This is a genomic window from Pseudomonas sp. 57B-090624 (genome assembly GCF_003234055.1).
GTDB lineage: Bacteria > Pseudomonadota > Gammaproteobacteria > Pseudomonadales > Pseudomonadaceae > Metapseudomonas > Metapseudomonas tohonis.
The window spans coordinates 75,172-82,912 of record NZ_QKRU01000021.1 but is presented as its reverse complement, the minus strand read 5'-3'; the positions used below and the strand labels follow the sequence as shown (position 1 = coordinate 82,912).

Below are 7,741 nucleotides of genomic sequence, written 5' to 3'. Positions count from 1 at the left end.
TCCCCGCACTCCATGCCCGCCAGGGCGCCGGCCGGCTTCGGCCCACAGCAACATGAGCCATATTCATGCAACAGCCGGTGGGCGGTCGATCCCCTTCATCTTTGCTATGCTTTGCGACCTTTTCCGCCCAGCTAGTCAGGTCCTCCATGTCCAGCCCGCTCACCGATCGCAGCGCCCGCCTGCACGCCCTTCACCAAGCCCTCAAGGAACGCATCCTGATCCTCGACGGCGGCATGGGCACCATGATCCAGAGCTACAAGCTCCAGGAGGAGGACTACCGGGGCACGCGCTTCGCCGACTGGCCGAGCGACGTCAAGGGCAACAACGACCTGCTGCTGCTCTCGCGCCCGGACGTGATCCAGGCCATCGAGAAGGCCTACCTGGACGCTGGCGCGGACATCCTCGAGACCAACACCTTCAACGCCACCCAGGTGTCCCAGGCCGACTACGGCATGGAGTCCCTGGTGTACGAGCTGAACGTCGAGGGCGCGCGCCTGGCCCGTGAAGTGGCCGACGCCAAGACCCTGGAAACCCCGGACAAGCCGCGCTTCGTCGCCGGCGTCCTCGGCCCGACCAGCCGCACCTGCTCCATCTCCCCCGACGTCAACGACCCGGGCTACCGCAACGTCACCTTCGACGAACTGGTGGAGAACTACACCGAGGCCACCCGTGGCCTGATGGAAGGCGGCGCCGACCTGATCCTGATCGAAACCATCTTCGACACCCTCAACGCCAAGGCGGCGATCTTCGCCGTGCAGGGCGTGTTCGAGGAACTGGGCGTCGAGCTGCCGATCATGATCTCCGGCACCATCACCGACGCCTCCGGCCGCACCCTATCCGGCCAGACCACCGAGGCCTTCTGGAACTCGGTGAGCCACGCCAAGCCGATCTCCGTGGGCCTGAACTGCGCCCTCGGCGCCAAGGAACTGCGTCCCTACCTCGCCGAGCTGGCGAGCAAGGCCGGCACCCACGTCTCCGCCCACCCCAACGCCGGCCTGCCCAACGCCTTCGGCGAGTACGACGAAACCCCGGCGGAGATGGCCGTGGTGGTCGAGGAGTTCGCCGCCAGCGGCTTCCTCAACATCATCGGCGGCTGCTGCGGCACCACCCCGGGGCACATCGAGGCCATCGCCAAGGCCGTGGCCAAGCACCCGCCACGCGTGATCCCGGAGATTCCCAAGGCCTGCCGCCTGTCGGGCCTGGAGCCCTTCACCATCGACCGCAGCTCGCTGTTCGTGAACGTCGGCGAGCGCACCAACATCACCGGCTCCGCCAAGTTCGCCAGGCTGATCCGCGAGGAGAACTACACCGAGGCGCTGGAAGTCGCCCTGCAGCAGGTCGAGGCCGGCGCCCAGGTCATCGACATCAACATGGACGAGGGCATGCTCGACTCCAAGGCGGCGATGGTGCGCTTCCTCAACCTGATCGCCGGCGAGCCGGACATCTCCCGCGTGCCGATCATGATCGACTCCTCCAAGTGGGAAGTGATCGAGGCGGGCCTCAAATGCATCCAGGGCAAGGGCATCGTCAACTCCATCTCGATGAAGGAAGGCGTCGAGCAGTTCAAGCACCACGCCAAGCTGTGCAAGCGCTACGGCGCCGCCGTGGTGGTGATGGCCTTCGACGAGGTCGGCCAGGCCGACACCCAGGCGCGCAAGGAAGAAATCTGCAAGCGCAGCTACGACATTCTGGTCAATGAAGTGGGCTTCCCGCCGGAAGACATCATCTTCGACCCGAACATCTTCGCCGTCGCCACCGGCATCGAGGAACACAACAACTACGCGGTCGACTTCATCAACGCCTGCGCCTACATCCGCGACAACCTGCCCCACGCCCTGAGCTCGGGCGGCGTATCCAACGTGTCGTTCTCCTTCCGCGGCAACAACCCGGTACGCGAGGCGATCCACTCGGTCTTCCTCTACTACGCCATCCGGAACGGCCTCTCCATGGGCATCGTCAACGCCGGCCAGCTGGAGATCTACGACGAGATCCCGAAAGAGCTGCGCGACGCCGTCGAGGACGTGGTGCTCAACCGCAACCCCAACGCCACCGAGGCCCTGCTGGCCATCGCCGACAAGTACCGGGGCGACGGCGCGGCCAAGGAAGTGGAGAACGAGGAGTGGCGTTCGCTGCCGGTCGACAAGCGCCTGGAACACGCGCTGGTCAAGGGCATCACCGCCTTCATCGTCGAAGACACCGAGGAATGCCGCCAGCAGTGCGCGCGCCCCATCGAAGTGATCGAAGGCCCGCTGATGTCCGGCATGAACGTGGTCGGCGACCTGTTCGGCTCGGGCAAGATGTTCCTCCCGCAGGTGGTCAAGTCCGCCCGCGTGATGAAGCAGGCGGTGGCCCACCTGATTCCCTTCATCGAAGCGGAGAAAGGCGACAAGCCCGAGGCCAAGGGCAAGATCCTCATGGCCACCGTCAAGGGCGACGTCCACGACATCGGCAAGAACATCGTCGGCGTGGTGCTCGGCTGCAACGGCTACGACATCGTCGACCTCGGCGTGATGGTGCCGGCGGAGAAGATCCTGCAGACCGCCCGCGACGAGAAATGCGACATCATCGGCCTCTCCGGCCTGATCACCCCGTCGCTGGACGAAATGGTCCACGTCGCCCGCGAGATGCAGCGCCAGGGCTTCCAGCTGCCGCTGATGATCGGCGGTGCCACCACCTCCAAGGCCCACACCGCGGTGAAGATCGACCCGCAGTACAGCAATGACGCCGTGGTCTACGTCACCGACGCCTCGCGCGCCGTGGGCGTGGCCACCCAGCTGCTGTCCAAGGAGCTCAAGGCCGGCTTCGTCGAGCGCACCCGCGCCGACTACGTCGAAACCCGCGAACGCACCGCCAACCGCGCCGCCCGCACCGAGCGCCTGGCCTACGCCGACGCCATCGCCAACAAGCCGGACTTCGACTGGGCCGGCTACCGTGCGCCCAAGCCCAGCTTCACCGGCGTGCGCGTGCTGGAAGACATCGACCTGGCCGTGCTGGCCGAGTACATCGACTGGACGCCCTTCTTCATCTCCTGGGACCTGGCCGGCAAATACCCGCACATCCTCACCGACGAGGTGGTGGGCGAAGCCGCTACCGCGCTGTTCGCCGACGCCCAGGCGATGCTGAAAAAACTGATCGACGAGAAACTGATCAAGGCCCGCGCCGTGCTCGGCTTCTGGCCGGCCAACCAGGTCAACCACGACGACATCGAAGTGCGTGACGAGCAGGGCAAGCCGCTGGCCACCCTGCACCACCTGCGCCAGCAGACCATCAAGCCCGACGGCAAGCCGAACCTGTGCCTGGCCGACTTCGTCGCGCCCAAGGAGAGCGGCGTGGTCGACTACGTCGGCGGCTTCATCACCACCGCCGGCATCGGTGCCGAGGAAGTGGCCAAGGCCTATGAGGCCAAGGGCGACGACTACAACTCGATCATGGTCAAGGCCCTCGCCGACCGCCTGGCCGAAGCCTGCGCCGAATGGCTGCACGAGCGCGTGCGCAAGGACTACTGGGGCTACGCCGCCGACGAGCACCTGGACAACGAGGCGTTGATCAAGGAGCAGTACAACGGCATCCGCCCCGCCCCCGGCTACCCGGCCTGCCCGGACCACACCGAGAAAGGCACCCTGTTCGACCTGCTGGACCCGAGCGCCAGCTTCGACAAGGCCGGCGTCAGCGGCGTGTTCCTCACCGAGCACTACGCCATGTTCCCGGCGGCGGCCGTCAGCGGCTGGTACTTCGCCCACCCCGAGGCGCAGTACTTCGCCGTCGGCAAGATCGAACGCGACCAGGTGGAGAGCTACAGCAGGCGCAAGGGCCAGGACCAGGCCGTGAGCGAACGCTGGCTGGCGCCGAACCTCGGCTACGACTACTGACCCCGGACAGGCCCGCGCAATGCGGGCCTGGTTCTTTCTGGCTCCCAGCGGCGCAACGATGGGTTTCGCGGGGCTTGGTGCTCTTCGTAGGATGGGTCGGGCGGCGTTCCGCGAGCGAAGCGAAACCCATCACCGCGATGCCACACTCAGCCTTTCCGAAAGGCCCCTCCTCTCCCTTACGAACGACCACTCCTCCGAAACCACTGCAGGAACCCCGACATCTGCCGACACGCCTTCTAGAGGCGAAACCGCGCGGGCACTGCTATTGCATATCAAGTGCCTGCCGCGCCTCTGCCGTGCGCTGCCTTCCAGATCGGGAATCGAGGAGTACCGAATGTCTCTGCTGCCTGACCGCATATCCAGCCGCCTGACCCTGGGCGCGATCTTCCTCCTGCTGCTCACCGCCCTCGCCGTCTTCGCCATCATGGTGTTCCGCGGCCAGCCCCGGGTGGTGGCGGAAAGCAACGCCCTGATCGAACAGACGGGCAGCGCCATCGTCCGCCAGCTCGGCCTCAAGCTGGCCGGCATCGAAGGCCTGGCCGTCGGCATGGCGCACCTGGCCGAGGTCCTGCCCCGTGAAGAGGCGCTGTACCGCGACAACTTCCCCAACCTGATCGACAACGGCGGCGATGCGGCCATCGCCGGTGGCGGCATCTGGCCGGAGCCGAACGCCTTCGCCGACGGCACCGACCGCCGCAGCTTCTTCTGGGCCCGTGGCGCCGGAGGCGCGCTGGAATACTCCGACGACTACAACAAGCCCGACGGCCCCGGCTACCACAACGACGCCTGGTACACCGGCGCGCGCAGCGCAGCGGGCAACGCCTGCGTCTGGTCCGAGGCCTACCAGGACCCGGTGAGCAAGGTGCCCATGGTCACCTGCAGCGTGCCGTACAAGCTGCAGGGCCGCTTCGCCGGGGTCAGCACCATCGACCTGCGCCTCGACGACCTGGCCGCCTTCCTCCGCGACCAGGGCAAGGTCACCGGGGGCTACGCCTTCGCCCTCGACCCTGCCGGCAACATCCTGTTCTTCCCCCTGCCCGGCAGCGGCGCCGAAGCCAGCATGCAGAAGTTCGACGAACTCGCCGGTCGCCAAGACTGGCTGGCGCCGTTGGCCGAAGCACGCCGCAAGCTCGGCTCCGGCGGCACCGTCAGCGTGCCCCTGGATGACGACGCGGTGCTCGGCGAAGCCAGCCAGGCCAATCTCTTCGTCATGCCGCAAACCCACTGGACCGTCGGCCTGGTCACGCCCAGGGCACGGGTCACCGGGCTCGCCCAGGCGCTCACCTATGAGCTGCTGGCCTTCCTCCTGCCGCTGCTCGGCCTGCTGCTGTTCTTCGTCTGGCTGGCCGGGCGCAAGATCCTCGAGCAACTGGGCGAGACCACCGCACAGATCGACGCACTGGGCAGCGGCCAGGGCGATGGCGGTGCGCTGACCATCCTGCGCGACGACGAGATCGGCGGCCTGCGCCGTTCGGTCAACCAGTACGCCGGCCGGCTGCAGGGCATGCTCCAGGTGATCGCCGACGAATCCCGGCGCATGCAGGAGGAAGCCACCAGCCTGGGCCGCCTCAGCGGCGCCCTGCTCCAGCGCGCCGAACAGCAGCGCCAGGAGAACACCCAGCTGGCGGCGGCCATCACCGAGATGTCCTCCAGCGCCAACGAAGTGGCGCAGAACACCAACGACTGCGCCGACACCGCGCAACGCTCCCAGGCCGTGGTCAACGAAGGCCAGCAGAAGGTCGCATCCAACAGCCGCGCCATCCAGTCGCTGTCCAGCGAAATGGCGGCGGCCGCCACGGTGATCGCCCGCCTGGAGCAGGACAGCCAGCAGGTCGGCGCCGTGCTGGACGTGATCAAGGCCATTTCCGAGCAGACCAACCTGCTGGCCCTCAACGCCGCCATCGAGGCGGCACGTGCCGGCGAGCAGGGGCGCGGCTTCGCCGTGGTGGCCGACGAGGTGCGCTCCCTGGCAGCCAAGACCCAGAGTTCGGCCAACGAGATCAGCGGCATGATCGCCAACCTGCAGCAGGCTTCGCGCCAGGCGGTCCAGGCGATGCAGGCCGGTGAGGCACGCACCCGCCACGCGGTGGAGGAAGCCGAAGGCGCCGCCGCGGCGCTGTCGACCACGGTGCAGAGCTTCGATGACATTTCCCAGCGCGCCCAGCAGATCGCCGTCGCCGCCCAGGAACAGAGCCACGTGACCCAGGAAATCAACGAACTGGCGGTGCGCATCCACTCGGCCAGCGAGGAGAACGCCCGCGATGCCGTCGACCTCGACGCCCTCGGCCAGGCAATGCGCCAATCGGCGACACGCCTGGCGGAGCTGAGCCGGGGCCGCTGAAGGAAGCTATACGCACAGGGGCGCCTGCTGCCGGCAGTGCGCCCCTACTTATGCACCAACGCCGGTGGTAGGATTCGCGCCCCATGCGCATCCAAGACCTGCACGACCGCCTCGCCGCCCTCGGCGCCAAGCCCATCCACCAGGGCCGGGTGATACGCGCCTGGCTGCAGGGCAAGCCCCTCGACGCCTGCACCCTGCGCCAGCAGGCCCAGGACTTCTTGCCCATCAGCGTGCGCGAAGGCCTGCCGGCCCTGGCCGAGGAGTTGGACAACCTGGCGCGGCTGCGCTCGGAACACCCCGCCGCCGACGGTTCGGCGCGCCTCCTGGTAGGCCTGGCCGATGGCCAGATGGTCGAAAGCGTGCTGTTGCCGCGCGACGGCCTGTGCGTTTCCAGCCAGGTCGGCTGCGCCGTGGGCTGCGTGTTCTGCATGACCGGCAAGAGCGGCCTGCTGCGCCAGGTCGGCAGCCTGGAGATCGTCGCCCAGGTAGCCCTGGCGCGACGCTATCGCAAGGTGAAGAAGGTGGTGTTCATGGGCATGGGCGAGCCGGCCCATAACCTCGACAACGTGCTGGAGGCCATCGACCTGCTGGGCACCGACGGCGGCATCGGCCACAAGAACCTGGTGTTCTCCACCGTGGGCGACCAAAGGGTCTTCGAGCGCCTGCCGCAGCAACGGGTGAAGCCGGCCCTGGCGCTGTCGCTGCACAGCAGCCGCGCCGAACTGCGCGAACGCCTGCTGCCCAAGGCGCCGCGCATCAGCCCCGAGGAGCTGGTCGAGCTGGGCGAGGCCTATGCCCGCACCACCGACTACCCCATCCAGTACCAGTGGACGCTGCTCGCCGGCATCAACGACAGCCTGGAGGAAGCGGACGGCATCCTGCGCCTGCTCAAGGGCAAGTTCGCGGTGATGAACCTCATTCCCTACAACAGCCTGGAAGCCGACGACTACCAGCGCCCGGGCGGCGAGCGCATCGTCGAACTGGTGCGCTACCTGCACAGCCGTGGCGTGCTGACCAAGGTGCGCAACTCCGCCGGCCAGGACATCGACGGAGGCTGCGGCCAACTGCGCGCCCGCGCCGGGGCGCTCGATACCCGCCAGTTGCTGCATCGCGCACGTTGATCCGGGCAGCCTGCCGGGGGCGAGCTAAGCTTGTGCCCCACGGAGGTGCACCATGGACGACAGCAACGACGAAAACCAACGCCCCCTGACGTTCCGCGAGATGCTCCACAGCGTCGCGGCCGCCGCCTTCGGGGTACAGAGCGGCAAGAATCGCTCGCGGGACTTCAGCCGCGGCAAGCCCAGCCACTTCATCATCCTCGGGGTGCTCTTCACCCTGGTCTTCGCGCTGACGCTGTTCGGTGTGGTCAAGCTGGTGCTGCACCTCGCCGGGCTCTGATGCCCCGACCGACTGCGTCGGAAGCCCCCACGCCTGACCAGAGTCGTCATCGATGTGCGCGCGCAGCGCATCCGTAGGGTGGCGTAGGGCGAAGCGAAACCCACGCGGTGGGCGTGGCAGGGGCGCCATGCAT

Annotated in this window: 4 protein-coding genes and 1 pseudogene; all 5 read left to right on the top strand. The window is 67.5% G+C overall.

The annotated features are described in order from the left end of the window. Positions 1 to 146: 146 nt before the first annotated feature. The 5 genes and pseudogenes from metH to DMX10_RS12435 all read left to right on the top strand — a co-directional run bounded on the left by metH (position 147) and on the right by DMX10_RS12435 (position 7,608). Positions 147 to 3,869, top strand: a complete 3,723-nt coding sequence (gene metH / locus DMX10_RS12450; RefSeq protein ID WP_111261359.1) for a methionine synthase — start codon at positions 147 to 149, stop codon at positions 3,867 to 3,869. Positions 3,870 to 3,888: 19 nt separating this feature from the next. Then, positions 3,889 to 4,809: pseudogene (locus DMX10_RS33595) on the top strand (cache domain-containing protein); the annotation flags it as partial. Positions 4,810 to 4,929: 120 nt separating this feature from the next. Then, positions 4,930 to 6,210: a methyl-accepting chemotaxis protein gene (locus DMX10_RS33590; protein WP_371921687.1), complete on the top strand. Its 1,281-nt coding sequence runs from the start codon at positions 4,930 to 4,932 to the stop codon at positions 6,208 to 6,210. A gap of 83 nt (positions 6,211 to 6,293) precedes the next feature. Further along, positions 6,294 to 7,331, top strand: coding sequence for an RNA methyltransferase (locus DMX10_RS12440; protein WP_111261357.1), 1,038 nt, complete (start codon positions 6,294 to 6,296; stop codon positions 7,329 to 7,331). A gap of 52 nt (positions 7,332 to 7,383) precedes the next feature. Further along, a complete protein-coding gene (locus DMX10_RS12435) occupies positions 7,384 to 7,608 on the top strand; it encodes a DUF2970 domain-containing protein (RefSeq protein ID WP_111261356.1) in 225 nt (74 codons plus the stop codon). Positions 7,609 to 7,741 lie beyond the last annotated feature (133 nt).